The following is a 20,006-nucleotide window of genomic DNA, read 5'->3' on the forward strand; positions in this document are numbered from 1 at the left end:
TTGGGTGGCCGACGCGCGCCGTCGCACACGAAAACGGCCCCGTCGACGAAAACGACGGGGCCGCCACGGATCTCAGCCCGCGGTGATCTGCTCGTAGTAGCTCCACGCGTGCCCCTTGGACTGGCACGTCACGCTGCCGTGGAAACCGACCGCACAGGTCGCCCCGGCGTAGCTGATACTCGGCCCCCACATGTCGTGACCGGTGGCCACGGTGGAGATATTCGGATTTCCCCCCGGCAGCGTGTACGGAGTCCCCGCGGCGAATCCCGGATGCGCCGGCGCCCACGGCACATCGATCACGACCTGACTCACCTGGAACGGAATCGGCAGATACGTTCCGCCGACCTTGATCGACATGAGCGTCGGCGAAGAAGTGTCACAGCCGACCGTGCCGTCCGGCGAGATCGCGCACTGGAACGGTCCCATGGAGAAGTAGACCGGTCCGGCGGCCTGCGCGCCGGTGGTGAACAACAGTGGCGCCAAGGCCCCGGCCGCACATGCGGCGATTGCCGCCTTGATCGAACGTTTCATACGTACTCCCTCGGCATATGAACTCGAAGATCGTCGACAACCGCAGAGACAACAGCTCCAGCGTCGCCGAGACCACGCAGAGACCTGGCAGACACTACTCAGCCACACCCTCACTCCGCACGATTTCCGCCACGCCACCCCCACCCGCCTCTCCCAACCCATCCGCACAACCCCCAGGTAGAGCCACGATTTGGGGTCACGACCAGCGATACGCTAAAGTTTCTCCTCGGTCACCCGATACGGCGACCGCGAGCAATCCCCTATAGCTCAATTGGCAGAGCAGCCGACTGTTAATCGGCAGGTTTCTGGTTCGAGTCCAGATGGGGGAGCATAAAACTGCGGGTCAAGCCCGGCATCGGTGAAAGCCCAGTCCGGTCGGACTGGGCTTTCACCGAAAATATGCCGAGAAATCGCTCCCGGAGTTTCGTCAACTGCCCGAACCGAGATCCAGCACCGTCGACGAATCCGACGCGCGTGCGACCCTACGGCAGCTCGGAAACCGGTATGTCGGCATCCTGCACGGCTGCCCGATCCGGACAAACGAAACCCACTCCGATAGCAGGGCCGCTGACCGTCGAGATACGCAGCGATACAAAGGAATTGGACCTGTAGCCGTTCGCTGTCGAATCCGAAGGGTGCACCGGCAACGCGAGCAACACGGTGGCTGGGTTTTCTGCAGAGTGGTACGGGGTGGTTCGATCACAGGTGGCGTGTCGCGGCGGGGTGCAGCCGGGGCAGCGCGAACCGGCAGATCTCGTCGGCGGCGTGGAAGTTCTGGGCTGTGAGCCCGACCGGCAGCAGACGGTGGAACCTGGATGGGTTACTGCCGGGCCAGGTGTGGCCCGCCCCTTGTATTGCCCACGCGCAGACTTCGGTTTCCGCAACGCCACCGGTGAACGTCTGCTGCGTAACCGCGAACCAGCCGGGTTGATCGGCTGCGGTGATACTGGTGGTGGGATTGATGTCGTCGAGGCCGTCAACGGCTCGCCAGTAGTTGACGGTGTCGCGTTGTGACAGCAGTTGCCATGGAGGCTGCCCGCCGCGCCGGTGACGACGTGAGTAGCGACCGGTGAGCGGCACGATCGTGTCCGCGGTGCCGTTGATCAACAGCACCGAGACGGCGTGGGTGGATTTGTGATCGCGCACTGCGGCCGGCATGGCACCGGCGATGGCGGCGAGCACTGCCACTTTCTCCCCGGCTTGGACCGCGAGACGGTGTGCCATGAACGCGCCCGACGACAGGCCCGCGACAATCGTGCGATCCGGCCAGCAGCCGTGATGCTTTGCGCACCAGTCGATCACGCCGCGCAGGAATTCGACGTCATGGTCGGCATCGGCGCCCGGATCGGTGTCATGGCGGCTGTCGGCCCAGTTGCGGCGACGACCGTCGGGGTAGGCCACCGCGATACCCCACCGGTCGGCCCTGGTGTCGAGGCCGCTGATGCGTTGCATCGCGTGTCCGGTGCTGCCCCGGCCGTGCAAGACAAGGGCCAGAGGAGTTGGGCCGTCGGCATACCGGCTGCTCGGTAGTCGCAGCGTGAAGGTGCGCCGCCGGCCGGCTATGCGGAGTTCGGCGTGGATCAGTGCGCCTGTCGCGCGGCCTGCAACGCTGGTCGTGGGCACGGGCGGTCCACCTTCACACTGTCCGTGGGCTGTCATCGGCAGCGCCGGACCCCTCGGGCGTGGCGCCCAGCGCATCGAGCATGGCGAGGGTGTCCTGATACTCGCGCCAGCCCACGATCTGCCCGTCGCCGGCGGTGAGCACGCCGATGAACCGTGCCGAGACAGTCCGGCCCGTCGTGGTGTGGCTGGCGGCCAGCTCGTATTCGCCGATGACGACGTTCGGGTCGACGCTGTGGTGCACGACCACGTCGCGGGCTCCCTCGAAGCGGATCGGCAGGGCGCGTCGACCCCGTTCGGCGAAGGCGAGGAATTCACTGCGGCCCTCGATCCGGAACGTTCCACCGCTGGCGAACGGCATCTCGACGACGACGTCCGGGGCCCACAGCTGTTCGTCGATCGGCTCGCCAGGATCGCTGATCAAGTGGCGCAGCAGCCGATGGAACAACTGCTCTGCCGGCGTCTGGGTGATCCTGCTGGTCATGACGGTGACTCCTTCTGGCCGGAATGCTTTCGGCAACATCGCATAACATGAGTGATGACTCCGTTTATAGCTGTGAGAATATGAGTCATCACTCCGGTTGTCAACGGGTAGAGGAGGGTCGAGATCAGCCAGGGACAGCACAACAAGGACGGTCTCGCGCCGATGCGCGCCGACGCGCGGCGTAACCGGGATCGCATCCTGGCCGCGGCCGAGGAGGTGTTCAACGAGCACGGCGCCGCGGGGTCGACCGAGGACGTCGCGAGGCGTGCCGGAGTGTCGGTGGGAACGGTGTTCCGGCATTTCCCGACCAAACAGGACCTATTAGCGGCGATCATCAAGGACCTGCTACAGCGACTGAAGGACGAGGCCGACCGGCTGGTCCGCGACGGCGATCCCGCCACCGCGTTGCGTGCGTTCTTCTCCTACCTGGTGACAGAAACCGCCGAGCAGAAGACGATCGTGGAACTGCTCGCGGGCGTGGGGACCGCCGTCCCGGTCGACGCCGCGATCACCGGGTTCGCCGACACGCTGGAGAGGTTACTGCAGCGAGCACAAGCACAGGGAAACGTCCGCCCGGACGTCACCACCGACGACGTCGTCGCGCTGCTGATCAGCACCACCCAGGGCGCGGTGCGGGTCGGATGGGACCCGCGCACCCGAGAGCGGGTCCTTTCGATCATCTTCGCCGGACTAGCCTCGCCCGCAACACAATTCGACGATGGTTCGCACGAATGATCGCAACCAGCCCCTCTGCGCGAAATGGAACTCCGGTCGGCGCCATCCTGAATTGCAACGGCCAGGGCCTCGGTGAAGTAGTGGTTCAGCATGTCGTGACCAGTTCGACCGGGCGGTTGTAGTCGCGGGCGTGGTGGCAACCAGGGCAACGATGCGACTGCCCTCGGTCCAGCGCTCTGCACAACGACGATCCCCGCGCCGAATTCCTGGTGCGGGGATCGTCGCCGTGTGCGAGCGTTAGCCTCGCGCGAGTTCGTAGCTGTAGAACACCAGGTTGTCACCGATTTTTCGGGTGTTGACCAGGTGGAGCGGCTTCTTGTCGCTGGTCTCGTCGAACAGACGTAGGCCGGTTCCCACGACGACCGGGAACACGACCAGCCGCAGTTCGTCGAGCAGGTTGTGGTCGATCAGCGTGCGTGCGAGCTGATAGCTGGCGTAGATCAGGATTTCCCCATTCACCTTCTGCTTCAGCTCCGAAACCTCCTTGACCGCATCGCCGCCCAGGACCGTGACGTTGCTCCACCGAGGGTCATCGATGGTCGAGGACACGACGTACTTGGGCATGCTGCGCACTCTGTTTGCCCACTCGGGGCCCACTCGGCCTTCTGCCAAATTCTGCTCGGTCATCCGGTCCGCGAACCACGCATTGGTCCGCCCGCCCAGCAGCAGCACCTCGGCATCGAGGGCTTCCTGCGTCTCGCGGACGGTCCAGTCTTGGAGGTCCTCGGCCCCCACGAACTGGTGGAACCAGCCGCCCTGCGCGAAGCCTTCCGCGCCGTCCGGGTCCTGGACCACTCCATCGAGCGTGACGTTCGAGGTGAGGACGATCTTTCCCATTTTCCATGCTCCTTCGACGATGTTGTCGGCTGTCACTGGGTAGACGCCGCCGCATCGGAAAACGGGGCGGTCGGGGTGACCGCCCCGTTCGCGCCTCGCCAGACGTCCATACAGGATGGAACTGCATAAAAGGAGTGAGGTGGCGAGCGTGGAGCTGGTGAGAACGGACCTGATGTCGAGGGCACGGGCCGGCGACGGCGAGGCGTTCCGGGCGTTGACCGAGCCACACCGTCGCGAGTTGCAGGTGCACTGCTATCGGATGCTCGGATCGCTTCAGGATGCCGAGGACGCTCTGCAGGACACCATGCTCGCCGCGTGGCGAGGTCTCGAACGATTCGACGGGCGCGCTTCGGTTCGTACCTGGCTCTACCGCATCGCCACCAACCGGTGCCTCGATGCGCTGCGCGCAGCTCGCCGACGTCCCGCCCAACAGTGGGATATCCCAGGAGTCGAACCACCGGAGCCCACCGGATTCGGCGAAATTCACTGGCTCGAGCCCTATCCCGACGCGCTTCTCGACGGTGCGATCAGTGTGCCGCTCGGTCCGGAGGCGCGCTACGAGCAAACCGAATCCGTTTCCCTGGCCTTTGTGACCGCCCTGCAGATCCTGCCGCCTCGCCAGCTCGCCGTCCTCATCTTGCGCGACGTCCTCGGATTTCACGCGAACGAAGTAGCCGACATGCTGGACACGACCGTCGAATCGGTCAAGAGCGCCCTAAAACGGGCGCGTGCGGGAATGCAGCGCCGATTGCCGGTGACCACTGCCGCAGCGCAGCCGCCCGCCGCCGACTCACCCGCCGAGAACGCAATCGCGGCCCGATTCGCCAGCGCCTACGAATCCGCCGACATCGACGCGTTGGTGGCGCTGTTGACCGACGACGTCTTCATGTCCATGCCACCCATACCGCTGGAATACCGCGGCCGAGACAGCGTGGCCCGCTTCTTCGCCTTCGCCTTCGGTACGGGTCGGACATTCCAACTGGTGCCGACGCGAGCCAACGGCCAGCCCGCATTCGGCGTCTACCAACACACTCCCACCGGTATGCACGGAGCCGGCGTCTTCGTCCTCACCCTTACCCACGACCGAATCAATGCCATCACCCGCTTCGAAAACACCGTCTTCTCCACATTCGGCCTGCCACAAACCCTCCCGAACACACCGTAAACCGCCTCTGCGGCCATCCCACGCGACACCGACCCGACCAGCGATACGTGATGTCCGCCCGATTCAGCCGCGAAGGCCGCCCAATTGCACCGGCGCGCGGGATCTACCTGGATGACGAGCCGACCGCATCGGCCGATGTCACCTACTGACAGGAGTTCGAAATGACTACCGCAACTCTGACGTTCGTGCTGGTCCACGGGGCATTCCAGACCGGCGCGATATGGGAACAGACCGCAGGCGCGCTACGCGGCAACGGGCACACCGTGCACACCCCGACCCTGGCCGGGCACCGTCCGGGCGATCCGATGACGCTGACACACGCCGACGCTGTCGCCTCCCTGACCGCCTACCTTCACGACCACGACCTGTCCGATGTCGTCCTGGTCGGCCACTCGATCGGCGGCGCCTACATCGCCCAAAGCGCCGAACAGGCGCTGTCGCGAATCAAACGATTGGTATTCCTGAGCGCATTCGTCCCCGCCGCGGGCCACGCACTCGCCGACGAATTCCCACCGGCAGACGCCGCCTTCTTCGACATGACCGACCCCGCGCAGGGCTTCCTCATGCCGTTCCCGGTAATCCGCGAACGCGCTTGCAACGACATGGATTCCGCCGCCGCGACAGCGATCTACGCCCAGATGTCGCCCATGCCGGTCAGCTACTTCACCGACAAACTCGACCTCGAAACGTTTCACGAGCTGATCGCGTCGGGAGGACTGCAAGCCAGTTACGTGAATCCGATCAGTGACTTCGCCATGCCGCCCGGCGAGTACGCTTCCTTCCCGCGATTCGCCCAGCGATTGGGTCCCCTCGCCCGAATCGTGCAGCTTCCGGGCTCGCACTACCTGATGTTCAGCCGACCCGCCGAGCTGGCCGACGGCCTTGTCGCGGCAGGCCGCGACTGATTGGAAACGAGGACGATGCCGTGACAGCCGAGCTGATCGCCAGGTGCCGCGCCGGTGACGCCGAGGCATTCCGCGAGCTCGTCGAGCCCTTCCGTCGAGAACTGATGGCGCACTGCTACCGGTTCCTCGGTTCGATGCACGACGCCGAGGACGCCTTGCAGGAAACCCTGTTGGACGCGTGGAAGGGACTCTGCGGGTTCGAGGAACGGTCCTCGGTCCGGACTTGGCTCTACCGCGTCGCGACGAACCGCTGCCTCAAGACGTTGAGGTCCGCGAGTAGGAGGCCCCGAATGGCGACAACCAGTGAAAGCCCGGCCAGGTTCGACCTGCCCGAGCCGACCGCGCACGGCGAGGTCGTGTGGCTCGAGCCATATCCCGACGTCCTGCTTGCGGGCCTGGGTGACCCCGCTCCCGGCCCCGAAGCACGCTACGAGTCCACACAGGCGATATCGCTTGCCTTCGTCACCGCGGTCCAACTGCTCCCGCCACGTCAACGGGCCGTGCTGATCCTGCGTGACGTACTCGGCTACCGCGCCGCCGATGTCGCCGAATTCCTCGACATCACAGAGGAATCGGTCACCAGCGCCCTCAAACGCGCCCGGGCGGGCGTGCGGCAGCGGGCCGGGACACAGCAGCCGCCACCGCCGCCCGACTCACCGGCCGAGCGGCGGCTCGTCGAACAGCTCACCAGGGCCTTCGAATCCTGCGACGTCGACGGCGTCGTCGCATTGCTCACCGACGACGTCCGACTGACGATGCCCCCGCTGCCGGTCGAATACCTCGGGCGCGAGGCAGTTACACGCTTCCAAACCGCCGTTTTCGCCCACGCCCCCCGCTATCGTCTGATCCCGACACGCGCCAACCGTCAACCGGCCTTCGGCGTCTATCTCCTGGACTCCCGCACGTCGACCTGGCACTCCACAGGTCTGATGGTCCTCACCCTCGCCGCCGACCACATCACCGCCCTGACCCGGTTCGACAACAGCATCCTGGCCCGATTCGGCCTCCCTCGCACACTTCCTGGATAAGCACCGCCCAGTTCTGCCCGAGCGTGGGATCTGAACAAATGACGGCGCACTCTACGGCGCGCCGAACCGTTCAGACGACATCGAAGGAGTCGGCAATGGCGAAGTTCGTGTTCACCTACCGAATGCCCCCAGAATTCACACCCGGCAAGCCCGAAACGCTCCTGGCGTGGGCTGCCTGGTTCGATGCCCTGGGAGACCAGGTCATCGACCAGGGTCTGCCGACACACGGAGCAACGACCGTGGGCGACTGCGGCATGGGCAGCGTGCCCAGCGGCTATTCGGTCGTGGAGGTCGAGAATCTGGGGGCGGCGGTCGCGATCGCCGAGCGCTGCCCAGCCCTGGCCGAGGGCGGTGCAGTCCAGGTCGGCGCGGCGGTGGACCTCGAGGCGGGCACCGCACCAGCCGGTGGTGCGGCATGACCATCGAAATCGGCACGCCGGAAGATCCGATCAGCCGGGCGGGCGCTACGTGGAAGGTGATCGAGTACGTTCTGGTTTCGGCGGACGGCGTCTACGAGGATCCGGTAGGGATGATGCGGGTCGGCGAATACCAGGACGAGGCATATTTGCGCGATGGTTTGGGCCTGCTGCTGGCATGCGACGCAATTCTGTTCGGCCGCACCACCTATGAGGGGTTCGCCAAGCTCTACGGCAGCGGCACCCACAAGCCTATGTGGGCCGACCGGCTCAACACGATCCGGAAATATGTATTCAGCTCCACGTTGGAACACGCCGACTGGGGCAACACGACCATCGTTCGAGGCGACGTCGTCGCCGAGGTGGCCCGGCTCAGACAGGAGGCAGGAGGGAACCTGCTGATCCTGGGCCACGGCCGACTCGGTGAGACGCTGCTGCGAGAACGCCTGATCGATGTCATCGACATGACCGTTTACCCACTACTGCTCGGCCGCGGCAAACAGTACTTCCAAGAAGGTCAATACGCCGAATTGAAGCTCACAGCCGTGAAAACCTTCTCGAAGGTCGTCAAGCTCACCTACGAGACCCATGAGCTGAGATCACGATGACCGACACCCAAAAGGTCGCCTCGGTCACCAGCGCGATATCTGGTCGCGTCTCTTGATCCGCCGCACCAGCCCGTCCAGCTTGCGCACGCCGTGATCGAGCGGATCGGCATCGGCGGGATGGTCGATATCGGCCTCCGTCCGCGACCCGCAACATCGACCGCCACAACCCTCCACGAGAACGACCTCCATGTCATCATCGCAACGAAACACTCACTGCCGCAGTACTTTCCACGAACGCATCAGTGTTCCAGGGAAGAATTTCCAGGGGCAAGTGTGATAGCCGATGGAAGGTCGAAGCGGTCGAACAGCGTGGGCTCTGCGAACAGCGAGATTCGCGTGAGGTGGGTCCGGCTCGTCGCCAGGACGACGATCGTGAAGGGGCGGTAATCGCCGCTGGCGTCGAGACGATAGGCGGCAGCGGCGAGCTGGCCGTTGGCGTGCAGCGGAACCATTCGCCAGTCGCCGGGCCGGCCGATGGCTTGGGTGGCGATGTACGGCACACACGTTGTCTTACCGGCGAACCACGTAGGGGTGCCGGTCATCTCCAGGATGGCGTCGTCGGCCAGGAGATCCTCGATCGCTTCCATGTCCGACTGCTCGAACGCGGCGATGTACCGATCGAGGAGCTGGCGGGCGCGCTTGTCGGTGGGCTCGGCGAGGTCCTGATCGACCACGGTGCGCTGTGCGAGTCGTGCTCGCGCCCGCTGGAGAAGACTCTTGAGAGCCGGGAGCGACACACCGAGCGCGGCAGCGGCCTCGGCGCCGGATTGGGAGAGGACATCGCAGAGTAGGAACGCGGCGCGTTGCCGCGCTGGCAGGATCTGCGCGGCGGCGACGAGCGCGATCCGCACACTCTGACGCGCGACGACCACTTCTGCCGGGTCGCCACGCTCGTCAACAACCAGGCGGTCGGGAATCGGCTGAAGCCAGGCAACATCACCGGCCGGTGGGGCAGCAGCCGCGTGGGGATCAGTCGACGGTGACCCGAGTCCCGATGGCAGCAGACGTCGGTTGCGGCCGTTCAGCGAGGTCAAGCACACGTTGGTCGCGATCCGGTACAGCCAGGTCTGCACCGACGCGCGCCCCTCGAACCGGTCGAACGCCCGCCACGCTCGCAGATAGGTCTCTTGGACCAGATCTTCGGCGTCCTGAACGGAGCCCGTCATCCGGTAACAGTGCGCGAGCAGCCCCCGCCGGTAGCCGGCGGTCGCTGCCTCGAAACGGTCGGAGTCCACGCTGGTCATCGTCACACCATGTCGACTCCCGCCGCTTCTCGAAAGAATCGGCAACCCCGCGATTCCTCGATGCCTTTCGCCGAGTCCAACAGATATGACCGATCTCGACCATCCGATCCTCAATCAAACCGTCCACTCCATCCTTGCCGACTTTCCGCACCTTGCGGTCCTGGCCACCATCGACCCGGACGGCAAGCCACAGACCTCGGTGATCTTCGTCAAGCAAGACGGTGACACCCTCCTGTTCAGCACCATCAAGGGCCGCCGCAAGACCACCAACATGAGCCGCGACCCGCGGGTGAACCTACTCATCCACGGCCTCCCGACCGACCGCCCCAACCAGGCCGGCGACGGACCGAACTATGTCGCCATCACGGGCACCGTCGAACTCACCGACGACCCAACCGGGGCGTTTCACCAGGAGATGTACGACCTGTACATGGGCGGCGCCACTCCTCCCCCCGAACCGGGAGCGCAACGCGTCACTGTCCGGATCATCCCCCAACACGTCTACGTGCCGACGTTCGCGAGCATCTTCGGAGCCGCCGGGAGTGCAGATGAGCAGCGGGCTCAGGAGTAGTGGCACGTCATCGGCCGGGCACGTCCTCGATGGATTGGATGAGCGCGTGGTCCTCGTCCTCGATCTCGAGCACCTCGAACACAGACACACCCTGCTCGCCGATCCGTACACGCTGCCCGACACCGAGTTCGATCACGTGTCGACAACAAGACCTCCGCTTTCGCAGTTCTTGACGAACGGGCGTTCGATGCATATCGCGCACTCGGCGGCGTGACCGGATGGTCGGATGTCGGCACCCTGATCGAAAGCCTGGCCTACGCGCCGGCTGTGACGGGCGAACATATGGGTGAAGCGCATCCGCTGGTGCCGGTCAGCCGCTGACGTGTGCGGTGTTGTCGAGCCAGTGCTGAGCGAGGTCGGTGTCGCCGTCGACGCTGAGGTCGGGTCCGGTGAGGGGCAGTCGCCGGGTCAGGGTCAGAAGCAGCGCTCGTGCCGGGCCGCTCCACCCGCGCTGTGCAGTACGGACTCTCACGTACCTGCGTTTGATCGGTGCGGTGCGCGTTGGGCTCGGATCTTCGCCAGTTCGGCATTGAACTGGACACCGATGACCAGGGCGAGGTTGGAAAGCCAAATCCAGATCAGGAAGACGGCCAGGCCGGCCAGCGAGCCGTAGAGCCGGCCGTAGGTGGCTGCGTGGGAGGCGTAGAGGGCGAAGCCGGCGGAGGAGGCCAGTGACAGCGCGACGGCCAGGATTCCGCCCGGCGCCATCAGGGGTATCGGGCGCGTCCAGCTCGGGCCCGACCGGTACAGCACGAGCACCAGGGTGATGGCGAGGGTGAGGAGCACGGGCCACCGCAGCGCGTCCCAGACCGTGAGTGGGGCGCTGCCGATTCGCAGCAGGCGGCCCATTTCGGCCGCCAGGGTTCCGGTGAGGACGAGAGCGAGAGCACTGGCGACGAGCAGCGAGACCACGATGGCCGCGCTGATGAGAATGCGTGGGGCCGTTCGCCATACGGGGCGGCGGCTGTCGGCGTGATGGATGGCGTAGATGGCGCGCCGGAAGACGCTCAGGTAACTCGATCCCGACCACAGGGCGGCAGCCGTGCCGAAGCCGGTCAGCAGCCAGGCATCCGAGCGCTGGCGGATCATCGCTTGCAGGGCGCTGCGAATCAAGTCCCGCGATTGCGCGGGAACCAGGGCTGTGACGTGCTCGATCAGACCCGGCGTCGCGGCGGGCTGGGACAGCCCGAACACGGAGACGATGACCAGTAACACGGGGAACAGGGCCAGGAAGGTGTAGTACGTCATGGCGGCCGCCCAGTCGGTGATGCTGTCGTCCCAGGCGGTGATCACGGTGCGCCCGAGTGCTGTCGAATACGCGTGCCTTCCCGCCGGGCCGCCGTCGTTGGCGTCGGTGGCCGGTGCGGCGCGGGCACCACCCGTGGGGACGGGATGCTCGGCCGTTGCTTCCTCAGCTGGATGATCGTCTGCATCGCGCGGCTCCTGGCCGCCTGAGCCGATGTGGTGCATGGCGCGTTCCTCTTCGAAGCGGGCGATGATGCGCTGCAGGCGATCGTGGTGGCGATCAGCCGATCGTGCCCTGCGCGCGACTGCGGCGGACCGTCCACATCCTGCCAAAAATCTACAGTAGAAACTCTAGACATTACGTGTTCCGATGTGTAACTTCACTCTCGTTGAAGTGAGAGATCGAGTGACTGGGCAGGTGAACTGCCTGGTATGCGGTACACCCGCCCCCTCCGGCGCAGACGAGAATCCGGCCAACCTCCCGGCCTGGACCGCCGCCGGAGGGGACGGTGCACACCACGATAAGGACCTTCGCAGGCAGGATTCGGCACATATCGGAGGTGGTGGCCACTGAGTAGTCCCTGTCAGTTCCGCACCCGAGAAACTTCGGGTGCGGTGCGCATCATCGGCCCTCGAGGCCGGTGACAGTTGTCCCCTTTATATGTAGATTCCAGGCCCCGGCGCACCCGCGCCGGGGCCTCCCGGCGTTTTCAATCTCGAGAGGTGTTGTGCAGCAATCGGATACGACTCCCACCGACGGTTCCGCTGGGGCCGGCAGACTCGATGACGAGGACTTCCCCGCCTACAGCATGGGCCGCGCGGCAGAGATCCTCGGCGTTACCCAGGCGTTCCTGCGCAGTCTCGACGCCGTGCGCATGTTGACCCCGCAACGCTCCGCGGGCGGGCATCGCCGTTACTCGCGCTACCAGCTGCGGATCGCCGCGCGCGTGCGCGCACTGATCGACGCCGGCAACTCCCTCGAAGGCGCCTGCCGGATTGTGATCCTCGAAGATCAGCTCACCGAGGCCCAGTCCTTGAACGCCACCCTGCAACACGCCTTGGACGAGCACGAATCACAGGACCCGCACCGCTGACGGCGCTCCCGACCAGCGGTGTCACCGGCCGGGCCGCCGGACGACGGACAGCAATCATCGGGGCCGACGGATACATACAAGCGGCCATGTCACGACTTCTTGCCCACAGGGACAAATGTGATTAGCCTTCACATTGTGAATACTCATCACATAGGGGCGGTGCAGCCGCCCTCACGAGCCGTATTGGTAACAGGCTGTTCGTCCGGACTCGGGCGAGCCACGGCGCTGGCGTTCGCCCGAGCCGGATTCCCGACGTGGGCTTCAGCACGCCGGCTGACCGATATCCGGGACCTGGAACAGGCGGGATGTCGAGTAGTGGAACTGGACGTCACCGACGAACAGTCGCGCCGGGCTGCGGTGCGGCAGGTCGAAGCCGAGCACGGCGCGGTTGGTGTGCTGGTCAACAACGCCGGTCACGGTGGCGGCGGGCCGGTCGAAGAGGTGCCGCTGACGATGATGCGAGAAACCTTCGAGACCAACGTCTTCGGACTGATCGCGATGTGCCAACTGGTGCTGCCGAGCATGCGCACCCAACGAGCGGGCACCATCGTCAACATCGGTTCGGCGGCGGGCCTGGTGACACCCCCCACCGGATGCCCGTACGCGATGACAAAGTACGCGCTCGAAGCGCTCTGTGATGCGATGCGGCCGGAGGTGCGGCCCTTCGGCGTGCGGGTAGTGCTGATCGAGCCGGGCTCGGTGCGCACCGAATTCCTGGCCAACAGCGCCCGCCGCACCCCCGCCGAGGCCGGGACCGGCGTCTACGAGGCCTACAAGAACAACGTGGCCGCGATGACCGAGCGAGCGCACCATGACGGCGCCCGCGGCGTGCTCGCCGCCGCCGACGTGGCCGCGGTCATCGTGAAAGCCGCCGCCGCACGAAACCCGAAGGCGCGGTACCGGATCGGCGCGCAGGCCCGGATCGCACCCCTGGCCCGGCGGGCACTCGGCGACCGTGGCTGGGACGCGGTCATGCGCAGGCTCGTTCCCTTCCCGGTGCCGGCGTGACGGGCCGCGCCGCGCGGGCAGGCCGCTACCACCACGGAGACCTGCGCGCTGCCCTGATCGACACCGCCATCGCACTGCTGGCAGAACAAGGCCCGCAGGCCTTCACCATGGCTGAGGCGAGCCGCCGTCTCGGCGTCGCGGCCTCGGCGCCCTACCGACACTTCCACGACCGGGACGCACTGCTCACCGCGGTCGCGGTCCACGCCGCCGAGCTGCTGTCCCACCGTCTGGCCGACATCGAACCGCGCCGGTCCGCGACCGACCGCCTGGCCACTGCCGCACACATCTATGTGCGGTTCGCCTGGGAACACCGGCCGCTGTTCTCCACTCTGACCGGGTCCGGACTGGACAAAACCCGGCACAGTGAGATCGACACCGCCGCAGCACCGATCCATGCAGCGTTCACTAGTCCCGCCGCCGAGCTCGACCGCGAGCACGCCGACCGTATCGCCTCGGCGATCGCGGCCACCGCGCACGGTCACGCATTACTGTTGCTCGACAACGCATTCGGAACAGACGAACGAGCCTGCAACCACGCTGCGGACCAGGCCGCCGCAGCGGTGCGCGCGCTCATCGCAGGGCGGGAGGAACTCACCCGGGCAACGCGGTAACGCCGACACCCCGGCACAAACGACCACACCTACACCGGCATGTGCCGCCGCCGGCACCGAAGTGCTCGGCCGCCGCAAGAAGCGTCACGCGCCCCAGCCCCAGCACGGTCGTCGATGTCGGATTCGACATCGGGCCAGAGCTTTTCGCCGCGCGCAAGGCGGCCTTCGAGACGTCCGCGGAGGCCGGTAAACGAGTTCGGCCGCACATCCGGCGCGCTGATAGCACACCTACTGGACTGCGCCGAAACCGACAGGGACATAACAATTTTGGTCGAATCCTTGCCGGGGTCGAGGCCTTGGCTCCTGAGCACCTTGTCGATCTTCGTGTTGTCAGGGAGCTTCTCGGTGATCGTGTCCAGATCTGGGGCATTCATCAGCGCGCGGTGAGCTAGGCGGGACCCGTACCTCATCTCTGAACTCGTTGGTCCGCAATACTTTCCGAAGGGGCACATCATTATGTGGCGGTTCAGATCGACCCCGCCGATGCCGCCGTCCAACGGCGCCCGCGTGCTTGCGACCCACTGGTCTTTTCCTTTCCACCGGGTCCAGGGATGTCGTAACGCGCAACGGAACGATGCGCTGCCCCGCTCACCCGAGGTTCCGATGCGGCCTGAACGGTGTCGGCCCGTAGTAGCCGTCCGTGACTGCCCCACATCGCCAGGGCGAGATACCAGTCTCGATGACACGAGGGCCACGGCCACTGCTCGAATGGCGGGACTTGCCAGGCGAAGGACGGAGTTCGCCCTCTGCCGGTAGTGCTGGCGTGCGCCTGCGAGAAGGCATGCATATCACCGAAAACGATGGTCGTATTCTCCGAATGACGGGTGCTCACTGGATGTCCGGGGTCGCCTGAGATCGACTTTCGGTTGCCGGACAGGGCTTGATACGGCGCCGGGGTGACACGCCTACGGTGACGGTCGATATCGAGTGGGGCGCAACATGTTCGGGAAACTGGTCGGGGCCGGATCGTGGCGAGGCATTGCGGTCGTCGGGGCCGTGGTCGCCGGGTGGCGCGAGGGTGGCGCACTGACGCTCGCGGCGTTCGGGAACCTCTGACAGGATGCTGGGAGTGCCGTTCGGCGAGCGTGGGAGACGGGATGACGGACAAGACTTTACGGGCTATCGGCGAGTTCTTGAGGTCGGTGCGGCCGCCGGGCTCCTTCGTCGCTTGCCGTACCGCATCGGTCGCGGATCTGGCGATCGAGGTGGAAGGGATTGGCCCGCTTGAGTTTCCGGTGATGCCGGTGCAGGCGCTGAAGTTGCGCAGGATCGCCCGTCCGGCCCGTTACGGCCTGGGTGAGCAGACGCTGCTGGATCCGAGCGTGCGCGATACCGGGGAGATTCCCCGCGAACTCATCACCGTCGACCAGGACCGCTGGCGCCGCGGGGTGGCGCCGGTCCTGGATGCGCTGCGGTTCGATCTGGGTCTGCCGCCGGGTTGCGAGCTCTCGGCCGAGTTGCATTCGATGCTGATCTACGGACCGGGGCAATTCTTTCGGCGGCACCGGGATTCGGAGAAGTCCGACGGCATGATCGCCACGTTGGTGGTAACGCTGCCGTCGACTTTCACGGGCGGGGAGCTGGTGGTCGAACATCACGGTGAGCGGGTGGTCGACCACGGGTCTCCCGGCGAAATCGGCCTGGTCGCGTTCTACACCGACTGCGAGCACGAGGTGCTGCCGGTGACCCGCGGCACTCGAATCTCGCTGACCTACAACCTGATCGCAGGCCCACGCGCCGTCCCGATCGCCGATACCGGCGCGACGGACCCGGCCGTCGCGGCGCTGGCCGAACGGCTGCACGAGCACTTCACCACACCGGTACCGGATACGAGCTGGCGCGGCGGCGATCCCGCATCCCCGCACCCACCGGACCGGCTCGTCTACCTCCTGGATCACCAGTATTCCCAACGCGGATTCGGGTGGGATCGGCTCAAGGGCGCCGACGCGGCCCGCACGCAGGTTCTCCTCGCCGCAGCCTCGGCCGCGGGTTACGACACGGCCCTGGCCCTGGCGGAGGTGCGGGACCACCACAGCAGCGACGACCTCGCGGACGAGTTCTGGATGTGCGGGCGGCGGCGCCGCTGGGAACACATCGACGGCAACTGGGAACTGGTCCAGGACGAGTGGGAACCCAACGAGATCTTGGAGGATGGTCCGCTGGAAGAGGAACGCGCCGAAGGTTCCCTGCCCATCGACCATCCCGACCGGATGACACCCGAAGAACTGGACAAGCCGAACTCACATCTCACGTTGACGTGGTGGATCGACCGAGCGGGAGAAATGACCGGGCCGGTTACCCGAAAGGTCTCTCCCACCGAGATCTGTATCGACACAACAGAATTGGAGCTACAGCCGTTCGCTGTCGAAGCCGAGGGATTCACCGGCAATGAGGGCAACACGGTGGATCGCTGGTACCGGCGCGCAGCCGTCATCGTGCGCCCCGGGAACGGACCCGTTTGAACGAGGAGCAGCACCATACCTGAGCAAGATTCGTCGAGCACGAATCCGGTGAGCACCAATGCCATGCCGAAGGTGTTTCCGACGAGCACTCCCACTCCGACCAGGAAATATGACCTGATAGCACCGAACCCGAACCAGTTGCGTGAAGTCGACCCGTAGCCCGTAGCGGAGCGACGGCCGCGGTGGCCGGTCGCCTACAGAGTCGGCGCAAGACTTTTCCGACACCATGATCTTCGGTGGACTGGCGGTTTCAGCCCGACCAGGCCGAGACCAGCCGGGTCGATGTCACCTCCACCGCTGTCGACAGCGGGCGCGCCGCGGTCACATTGGTGCATTCCGGATTCGAAAACCACGGCGACGGTCCGCAATCCATGCGCGACGCGGTCGGCTCCGATGGCGGCTGGCCGGCGCTGCAGGACGGCTACGCGAAGGCCGCAGCGTTCGACAGGACGACGCACCGCGGCCGGCGGACCTCGGAGGTCCGCCGGCCGCCCCTCATCTGCCGGAGCGAGCGGCAGGGTCGGTTGGCGCCAGCTGCTGCCGAGTGGTGCCGGTTGCCGTCAATTGCCGGTGACGCCAGGCGTTTTGTTCGCTTCGATCGCATAGGCGTCGGTGTAGGTCTTGGACAGGTCGATGTCCTTCGTCACGTGGCCGGCGTCCTTGTCGACGGCCAGGGCGGTCTGGGGTGCGCCGGCCGGCATCATGCCGTCGGGCAGGAACTGGTCCTTGTCTCGTTGCAGGGCCGCGATGTAGTCCGGCTTGGTGATCAGGCCGTTGGAAACGAACTGTGGCGGAAGATGATCGGCGATATCGGTGGCGCTGTGTGTGGCGATGTAGTGCATCGCGGCCACGAGCGCGTTCACTACCGCCTGGGTCTGTTTCTTGTGTGAATCGATCCAACTCGACTGAGCCAGTACCGCGGCGCCGGGATAGACGCCGCCGAACCATTGCTTCGCACCCGCGGTGGTCGCGATGTCGATGGCGGGGGCAGCGACGCCCTTGTGCTGTAGCGCGGTCACGGTGGGCTCGGTGGTCATCGCGCATTGGATCCGGTTCTGCTGCAACGCGGAGACGAGGGTGGAGCCCGCGCCTACGCCGAGGCGGCTGAAGTCCTTCGTCGGCAGACCGGCGTGCGCGGCCAGGCCGAGGGTCAGATCGTCGGTGCCCGAGCCCAGGTCGGTGACGCCGATGGTCTTGCCTTTGAAGTCGGCGGGAGTGTGTACTGCGGAGTCCTTGGCGCACATCACTCGTTCGCCCGGCGCGCCGCTGAGTTGTGCCACCGAGATGATGTTCTTGCCGGCCTGCTGGAAGTTGATGGTGTGCACGTACCAGGCTCCGGCCATGTCGACCTGGCCCGAGGCCACGGCGTCCTCGGCGCCGACGCCGCCTTGTTGTTCGGTGCTCAACTGCATGTCGACCCCGAACTTCTTGTACAAACCCAGCCCGTCGGCGAGTTGATAGGGCAGGTAGATCTGCTTGTCGATGCCCCCGACCATCATGGTGACCGTAGGCAGGCCACCGCTGTTGCTACTGCCGCCGCAGGCAGTGAGTGTGACGGCCAGGCCGACCACAGCGGCGGCCCCGAGCGCACGGAGTGCGGTTTTCATGGGTATTCCTTCGATGAAAAACGTTGCGAATCAATAAAGTCACGGTCAGATGCCGGCGGATGCGGCCGGCGTCGCGGGGCGCCAGGCCAGCAGCCGGCTCTCCAACCGGGTGATGAGGAATTCCGCGGTCAGCGCGATGATGCCGATGATGATCATGGCCGCGAACACCCCGTCGGGGTTGAAGTTGTTCTGCGCGGTGGAGATCACCAGTCCCAATCCCTTTTGCGAGCCGAGGAATTCGCCGACGATCGCGCCGATCACCGAGAAGCCGAACGCGACGTGCAGGCTGGCGGTGATCCAGGTCAGCGCCGAGGGCAGGACCACGTGCCGCACAATGTGCCAGCGCGAGGCGCCCAGTACCCGGACGTTGGCGAGCAGATTGTGATCGACCTCGCGGACTCCCTGGAAGGCGTTGAAGAACACCACGAAGAAGACCAGCACCGCGGCCAGCATCACCTTCGACGCGGTGCCCAGACCCAGCCACACCACGAAGATCGAACCGAGCACGATGCGCGGCATCGCATTGAGCGCCTTGATATATGGGCCCGCTACGTCGGCGAGGAATTGCACCTGACCGAGCAGGATGCCTGCGACGATACCGGCGGCGACGCCGTAGACGAAGCCGAGCAGCGCCTCCTTCATCGTGATCCAGATCTGCTCCCACACCGAGCCGTACTGGGTGCCGTGCTCGATCCAGTCGATCAGGGTGGACACGATGCCGCTGGGCCGGCCGAAGAAGAAGGGGTCCAGCACCTTCCAGCCGGTCAATAGCTGCCAGCCGCCGACTACCACGACGAACACCGCGACCCGCGCGGCATTCACCTCGATCGCGCGCCTGCGCGCCTTGCGGCGGGCCGCAACGGTGAGGTCGATCTCGCTGGTCACGTGGCGGATGTCGTGCTGCAGTGCGGCGAGCGCGGATTCGGGCTGTGCTTGTTCCCGAGCTGCTTGTTCCCGAGATGTCATGTTCGCGCTCCTTCCTGCGGTGCGGCGGTCTGTGCGTAGGCCTGCTCGACCTCTTCGCGTAGCGACTGCCAAATCTGTTGGTGCAGTTCGAGAAAGCGGGGCTGGAACCGGATCTCCTGCACCGCGCCGCGCGGCCGTGGCAGGTCTATCTCGTAGCGGGCCTTGACCGTGCCGGGGCGGGCTGTCATCACCACCACCACATCGGCCAGCGCGATGGCCTCTTCCAGGTCGTGGGTGATGAAAACGACCGTGGGCCGGGTCTGTTCCCACAGCGCCAGCAGTTCGTTGGACATGATCGCCTTGGTCTGCACGTCCAGCGCGCCGAACGGTTCGTCCATCAGCAGGATCGACGGCTCGTTGATCAACGCCGCCGCCAGGCTCACCCGCTTGCGCATACCGCCGGAGAGCTGATGCGGGTAGTGGTTTTCGAAACCGGCCAGGCCCACCCGGCGAATCCAGTCGCGGGCAAGCTGCTGGGCCTGCCGTTTGGGCAGATGCCGGAACATCGGCCCGAGTCCGACATTGGCGAGCACGCTCTTCCACGGCAGCAGTGCGTCGGCTTGGAACATGAAACTGGTGCCCGGCGTGATGCCGGAGACCACCGTGCCGCCGACCCGCGCCGCGCCCGCGGTCGGCCGGTCCAGCCCGGAGATCATGCCCAGCGTGGTCGATTTGCCGCAGCCGGTGGGGCCGACGATCGCGCAGAACGTCCCGGGTTCGATGCTCAAGTCGACATCGTGCAGGGCGGTGAACGCCTCGCCGGTCGGGCTGGTGAATCGTCGGGTTACCCCGGACAGTTCGATCCGGGCGTCGGAACGGGTCGCCGGTGGGGGCTGGGTGGTTCGAGCGAGCATCGCATCGTCTCCTGA

24 protein-coding genes and 1 tRNA gene are annotated in these 20,006 nt (G+C 65.7%); 14 read left to right on the forward strand and 11 right to left on the reverse strand.

What is annotated here, in order from left to right; genetic code table 11:
- Positions 1-72: 72 nt before the first annotated feature.
- Positions 73-531 (reverse strand): hypothetical protein, encoded by a 459-nt coding sequence (locus AC5WS7_RS20175; protein WP_495956093.1) that lies wholly within the window; start codon positions 529-531, stop codon positions 73-75.
- Between the two features lie 256 nt (positions 532-787).
- Here AC5WS7_RS20175 and AC5WS7_RS20180 point away from each other — a divergent pair.
- Positions 788-860, forward strand: a tRNA-Asn gene (locus AC5WS7_RS20180).
- Between the two features lie 370 nt (positions 861-1,230).
- Here AC5WS7_RS20180 and AC5WS7_RS20185 read toward each other — a convergent pair.
- Both AC5WS7_RS20185 and AC5WS7_RS20190 read right to left on the reverse strand, forming a co-directional pair.
- The gene (locus AC5WS7_RS20185; protein WP_495956094.1) at positions 1,231-2,154 is read right to left on the reverse strand and encodes a CE1 family esterase; all 924 of its coding nucleotides are present in this window, start codon (positions 2,152-2,154) and stop codon (positions 1,231-1,233) included.
- Between the two features lie 13 nt (positions 2,155-2,167).
- Positions 2,168-2,635 carry a nuclear transport factor 2 family protein gene (locus tag AC5WS7_RS20190; RefSeq protein WP_495956095.1) on the reverse strand — a complete coding sequence of 156 codons (468 nt, stop codon included), beginning with the start codon at positions 2,633-2,635 and terminating at the stop codon, positions 2,168-2,170.
- Between the two features lie 162 nt (positions 2,636-2,797).
- Between AC5WS7_RS20190 and AC5WS7_RS20195 the strand changes: the two genes are divergently transcribed.
- The gene (locus AC5WS7_RS20195; RefSeq protein ID WP_495956096.1) at positions 2,798-3,370 is read left to right on the forward strand and encodes a TetR/AcrR family transcriptional regulator; all 573 of its coding nucleotides are present in this window, start codon (positions 2,798-2,800) and stop codon (positions 3,368-3,370) included.
- 237 nt (positions 3,371-3,607) lie between these two features.
- Here the strand turns inward: AC5WS7_RS20195 and AC5WS7_RS20200 are convergent, their stop codons facing one another.
- Positions 3,608-4,207 (reverse strand): dihydrofolate reductase family protein, encoded by a 600-nt coding sequence (locus tag AC5WS7_RS20200; protein WP_495956097.1) that lies wholly within the window; start codon positions 4,205-4,207, stop codon positions 3,608-3,610.
- A gap of 154 nt (positions 4,208-4,361) precedes the next feature.
- On the opposite strand from AC5WS7_RS20200, the gene AC5WS7_RS20205 reads away from it, so the two are divergent.
- From AC5WS7_RS20205 to AC5WS7_RS20225, 5 genes are all read left to right on the forward strand, one after another.
- Complete coding sequence (locus AC5WS7_RS20205; RefSeq protein ID WP_495956435.1) at positions 4,362-5,372, forward strand: sigma-70 family RNA polymerase sigma factor; 1,011 nt, start codon at positions 4,362-4,364, stop codon at positions 5,370-5,372.
- A 161-nt stretch (positions 5,373-5,533) separates the two neighbouring features.
- Entirely contained in the window at positions 5,534-6,277 is a 744-nt protein-coding gene (locus AC5WS7_RS20210; RefSeq protein ID WP_495956098.1) for an alpha/beta fold hydrolase, read from the forward strand.
- Between the two features lie 20 nt (positions 6,278-6,297).
- Positions 6,298-7,305, forward strand: coding sequence for a sigma-70 family RNA polymerase sigma factor (locus tag AC5WS7_RS20215; RefSeq protein WP_495956099.1), 1,008 nt, complete (start codon positions 6,298-6,300; stop codon positions 7,303-7,305).
- Positions 7,306-7,400: 95 nt separating this feature from the next.
- On the forward strand, positions 7,401-7,724 hold the full coding sequence (locus tag AC5WS7_RS20220; protein WP_495956100.1) for a YciI family protein: 324 nt from the start codon (positions 7,401-7,403) through the stop codon (positions 7,722-7,724).
- Positions 7,721-8,329, forward strand: coding sequence for a dihydrofolate reductase family protein (locus AC5WS7_RS20225; protein ID WP_495956101.1), 609 nt, complete (start codon positions 7,721-7,723; stop codon positions 8,327-8,329). The genes AC5WS7_RS20220 and AC5WS7_RS20225 overlap by 4 nt, the downstream gene beginning before the upstream one ends.
- Positions 8,330-8,353: 24 nt before the next feature.
- Here AC5WS7_RS20225 and AC5WS7_RS20230 read toward each other — a convergent pair whose 3' ends face one another.
- Positions 8,354-8,518 (reverse strand): hypothetical protein, encoded by a 165-nt coding sequence (locus AC5WS7_RS20230; RefSeq protein WP_495956102.1) that lies wholly within the window; start codon positions 8,516-8,518, stop codon positions 8,354-8,356.
- Positions 8,519-8,568: 50 nt separating this feature from the next.
- Positions 8,569-9,573: an RNA polymerase subunit sigma-70 gene (locus tag AC5WS7_RS20235; RefSeq protein WP_495956103.1), complete on the reverse strand. Its 1,005-nt coding sequence runs from the start codon at positions 9,571-9,573 to the stop codon at positions 8,569-8,571.
- An 85-nt stretch (positions 9,574-9,658) separates the two neighbouring features.
- Between AC5WS7_RS20235 and AC5WS7_RS20240 the strand changes: the two genes are divergently transcribed.
- Both AC5WS7_RS20240 and AC5WS7_RS20245 read left to right on the forward strand, forming a co-directional pair.
- The gene (locus AC5WS7_RS20240) at positions 9,659-10,144 is read left to right on the forward strand and encodes a PPOX class F420-dependent oxidoreductase (RefSeq protein WP_495956104.1); all 486 of its coding nucleotides are present in this window, start codon (positions 9,659-9,661) and stop codon (positions 10,142-10,144) included.
- Positions 10,122-10,358: a hypothetical protein gene (locus AC5WS7_RS20245; protein WP_495956105.1), complete on the forward strand. Its 237-nt coding sequence runs from the start codon at positions 10,122-10,124 to the stop codon at positions 10,356-10,358. Before AC5WS7_RS20240 ends, AC5WS7_RS20245 begins: the two co-directional genes overlap by 23 nt.
- Positions 10,359-10,454: 96 nt before the next feature.
- Here the strand turns inward: AC5WS7_RS20245 and AC5WS7_RS20250 are convergent, their stop codons facing one another.
- Both AC5WS7_RS20250 and AC5WS7_RS20255 read right to left on the reverse strand, forming a co-directional pair.
- Complete coding sequence (locus AC5WS7_RS20250) at positions 10,455-10,616, reverse strand: hypothetical protein (protein WP_495956106.1); 162 nt, start codon at positions 10,614-10,616, stop codon at positions 10,455-10,457.
- On the reverse strand, positions 10,613-11,614 hold the full coding sequence (locus AC5WS7_RS20255) for a YihY/virulence factor BrkB family protein (RefSeq protein ID WP_495956107.1): 1,002 nt from the start codon (positions 11,612-11,614) through the stop codon (positions 10,613-10,615). The genes AC5WS7_RS20250 and AC5WS7_RS20255 overlap by 4 nt, the downstream gene beginning before the upstream one ends.
- 503 nt (positions 11,615-12,117) lie before the next feature.
- On the opposite strand from AC5WS7_RS20255, the gene AC5WS7_RS20260 reads away from it, so the two are divergent.
- From AC5WS7_RS20260 to AC5WS7_RS20280, 5 genes are all read left to right on the forward strand, one after another.
- Positions 12,118-12,483, forward strand: a complete 366-nt coding sequence (locus tag AC5WS7_RS20260; RefSeq protein WP_495956108.1) for a helix-turn-helix domain-containing protein — start codon at positions 12,118-12,120, stop codon at positions 12,481-12,483.
- Positions 12,484-12,618: 135 nt separating this feature from the next.
- The gene (locus AC5WS7_RS20265; RefSeq protein ID WP_495956109.1) at positions 12,619-13,491 is read left to right on the forward strand and encodes an SDR family NAD(P)-dependent oxidoreductase; all 873 of its coding nucleotides are present in this window, start codon (positions 12,619-12,621) and stop codon (positions 13,489-13,491) included.
- Complete coding sequence (locus tag AC5WS7_RS20270; RefSeq protein WP_495956110.1) at positions 13,488-14,102, forward strand: TetR/AcrR family transcriptional regulator; 615 nt, start codon at positions 13,488-13,490, stop codon at positions 14,100-14,102. Before AC5WS7_RS20265 ends, AC5WS7_RS20270 begins: the two co-directional genes overlap by 4 nt.
- A gap of 41 nt (positions 14,103-14,143) precedes the next feature.
- Entirely contained in the window at positions 14,144-14,494 is a 351-nt protein-coding gene (locus tag AC5WS7_RS20275) for an AcrVA2 family anti-CRISPR protein (RefSeq protein ID WP_495956111.1), read from the forward strand.
- A 705-nt stretch (positions 14,495-15,199) separates the two neighbouring features.
- Positions 15,200-16,564, forward strand: coding sequence for a 2OG-Fe(II) oxygenase (locus AC5WS7_RS20280; RefSeq protein WP_495956112.1), 1,365 nt, complete (start codon positions 15,200-15,202; stop codon positions 16,562-16,564).
- A gap of 560 nt (positions 16,565-17,124) precedes the next feature.
- Here the strand turns inward: AC5WS7_RS20280 and AC5WS7_RS20285 are convergent.
- From AC5WS7_RS20285 to AC5WS7_RS20295, 3 genes are read right to left on the reverse strand one after another with little or no spacing between them, the layout of a single operon-like run.
- Positions 17,125-18,171 carry an ABC transporter substrate-binding protein gene (locus AC5WS7_RS20285; protein ID WP_495956113.1) on the reverse strand — a complete coding sequence of 349 codons (1,047 nt, stop codon included), beginning with the start codon at positions 18,169-18,171 and terminating at the stop codon, positions 17,125-17,127.
- 45 nt (positions 18,172-18,216) lie between these two features.
- Complete coding sequence (locus tag AC5WS7_RS20290; RefSeq protein ID WP_495956114.1) at positions 18,217-19,137, reverse strand: ABC transporter permease; 921 nt, start codon at positions 19,135-19,137, stop codon at positions 18,217-18,219.
- On the reverse strand, positions 19,134-19,991 hold the full coding sequence (locus tag AC5WS7_RS20295) for an ABC transporter ATP-binding protein (protein WP_495956115.1): 858 nt from the start codon (positions 19,989-19,991) through the stop codon (positions 19,134-19,136). The genes AC5WS7_RS20290 and AC5WS7_RS20295 overlap by 4 nt, the downstream gene beginning before the upstream one ends.
- Positions 19,992-20,006 lie beyond the last annotated feature (15 nt).

The organism is Nocardia sp. PLKS1-43, assembly GCF_059510335.1.

Coding starts and splice junctions, on each gene's coding strand:
- AC5WS7_RS20230 (WP_495956102.1), bottom strand. CDS start 8,518: ATGGAGGTCGTTCTCGTGGAGGGTTGTGGCGGTCGATGTTGCGGGTCG.
- AC5WS7_RS20285 (WP_495956113.1), bottom strand. CDS start 18,171: ATGAAAACCGCACTCCGTGCGCTCGGGGCCGCCGCTGTGGTCGGCCTG.
- AC5WS7_RS20290 (WP_495956114.1), bottom strand. CDS start 19,137: ATGACATCTCGGGAACAAGCAGCTCGGGAACAAGCACAGCCCGAATCC.
- AC5WS7_RS20190 (WP_495956095.1), bottom strand. CDS start 2,635: ATGACCAGCAGGATCACCCAGACGCCGGCAGAGCAGTTGTTCCATCGG.
- AC5WS7_RS20245 (WP_495956105.1), top strand. CDS start 10,122: ATGAGCAGCGGGCTCAGGAGTAGTGGCACGTCATCGGCCGGGCACGTC.
- AC5WS7_RS20175 (WP_495956093.1), bottom strand. CDS start 531: ATGAAACGTTCGATCAAGGCGGCAATCGCCGCATGTGCGGCCGGGGCC.
- AC5WS7_RS20210 (WP_495956098.1), top strand. CDS start 5,534: ATGACTACCGCAACTCTGACGTTCGTGCTGGTCCACGGGGCATTCCAG.
- AC5WS7_RS20200 (WP_495956097.1), bottom strand. CDS start 4,207: ATGGGAAAGATCGTCCTCACCTCGAACGTCACGCTCGATGGAGTGGTC.
- AC5WS7_RS20295 (WP_495956115.1), bottom strand. CDS start 19,991: ATGCTCGCTCGAACCACCCAGCCCCCACCGGCGACCCGTTCCGACGCC.
- AC5WS7_RS20255 (WP_495956107.1), bottom strand. CDS start 11,614: ATGCACCACATCGGCTCAGGCGGCCAGGAGCCGCGCGATGCAGACGAT.
- AC5WS7_RS20280 (WP_495956112.1), top strand. CDS start 15,200: ATGACGGACAAGACTTTACGGGCTATCGGCGAGTTCTTGAGGTCGGTG.
- AC5WS7_RS20235 (WP_495956103.1), bottom strand. CDS start 9,573: ATGACCAGCGTGGACTCCGACCGTTTCGAGGCAGCGACCGCCGGCTAC.
- AC5WS7_RS20195 (WP_495956096.1), top strand. CDS start 2,798: ATGCGCGCCGACGCGCGGCGTAACCGGGATCGCATCCTGGCCGCGGCC.
- AC5WS7_RS20225 (WP_495956101.1), top strand. CDS start 7,721: ATGACCATCGAAATCGGCACGCCGGAAGATCCGATCAGCCGGGCGGGC.
- AC5WS7_RS20240 (WP_495956104.1), top strand. CDS start 9,659: ATGACCGATCTCGACCATCCGATCCTCAATCAAACCGTCCACTCCATC.
- AC5WS7_RS20220 (WP_495956100.1), top strand. CDS start 7,401: ATGGCGAAGTTCGTGTTCACCTACCGAATGCCCCCAGAATTCACACCC.